This window comes from Streptomyces sp. NPDC054849 (assembly GCF_053610945.1).
Genome location: NZ_JBSGZI010000198.1, coordinates 1 through 1428 on the forward strand (window position 1 = coordinate 1; position 1428 = coordinate 1428).

A 1428-nucleotide genomic window follows, 5' to 3' on the forward strand; every position below is an offset into this window, starting at 1 on the left:
GGAATCTCAATGACCGTGTCAAGCCGCCGCCGGGGTCGGCGGGGTGGAGGTGAACAGCCTCTTGTCGCGGAGCATGGCCCACAGGACATCGACTCGGCGTCGGGCGAGAGAAAGCAGGGCTTGGGTGTGCAACAGCCCTTCGGCACGCTTCTTGAGGTAGTAGTCCCTGGAGAGGCCTGGTCGCATCATCGAGGCCTGGGCGGACATGTAGAGGAGCCAGCGCAGGCGCCGGTTGTAGCGCTTGGGCCGGTGGTAGTTCCCGGTGCGACGTCCGGAGTCCCTGGCGACCGGTGCCAGGCCGGCATGAGAGGCCAGGCGTCCCGCGTCCTTGTAGCCGGACAGGTCGCCGACGATGGCGATGAACTCGGCCCCCAGGATGGGGCCCATGCCGGGCATGGACTCGATGATCTCGGCCCGCTCGTCGGTGCGGAACGTCTCGCGGATTTCCCGGTCGTTGTTCTTGATCCGTTCGTCCAGGGCCAGCAGCTGGTGGGCAAGGTCGCAGACGAGCTTGGCGGCCCGCTTCTCGCCGGGCAGCGCGGTCTGCTGGGACTGGGCCGCCTCCACCGCCTTGGCCGCGACGGTGTCGGCGCCACGGACCTTGCGCCGTTGCAGCCATGTCGTCAGCCGTTTCGTACCGATCCGGCGCAGGGCGGCCGGGGTCTGGTATTCGGTGAGCATGACGACCGGGCCTTTGGCCGCGGAGTAGTCGAAGGCCCGTTCCAGGGCGGGGCAGATGCCGACCAGCAGGTCGCGGAGCCGGTTGATCAGCCGGACGCGGTCGGCGATGAGGTCGGCCCGGTAATTCGTCAGGACCCGGAGCGTGGAGACGAGCTCCGGCGGCGTGTCCAGCGGGGCGAAGTCTTTGGGGCGCATCCGGGCCTGATCGGCGATGACCCGTGCGTCCTTGGCGTCGGTCTTGCCCTCGCCCCGGTAGGCGCCCGACATGCGGTTGACCGTGCGGCCCGGCACGTAGACCACCCGCTGGTCATGCGCGACCAGCAACGCCAGCAGCAGCGTCGAGGCGCGGCCGGAGATGTCCACCGCCCACCGCACCTCATCAGCCCGTTCCCTGGCGGTCTCGAGGAGGGTGAGGAGCTGGCTCTCGTCGTTGATCACCTTCGTCGAGAACAGCGTCTCGCCGTCGGCGTCGAGGGCCACCGCCCAATGGTGCCCCTTGCCGGCGTCGATGCCGACCCATATCCGGCTCTGTCGCGTGCTCAAGCCTGTCGCTCCGTGTCTGTCGTGACCAGCACTCCATGGTCCGAAGAACACTCCGCCGACAGGTCCCTAACCAGCGATGACCGCAGTTCTCAATCAGTGGTCGGAGCGTCCCGGAGGACCGGGCGGCCAGTCCTCTCGAGCCATCAACGGCACACAGCCATCAGCCACACCCGGTCCTCCCGGACCGCCTTACATTCTTAGGGA

At 68.0% G+C, this 1428-nt stretch carries 1 protein-coding gene; it reads right to left on the bottom strand.

All coding sequences use genetic code 11. The features are described 5' to 3' along the window. Positions 1–18 precede the first annotated feature (18 nt). Entirely contained in the window at positions 19–1224 is a 1206-nt protein-coding gene (locus ACWGIF_RS37845) for an IS110 family transposase (RefSeq protein ID WP_453504402.1), read from the bottom strand. Between the last annotated feature and the right edge of the window lie 204 nt (positions 1225–1428).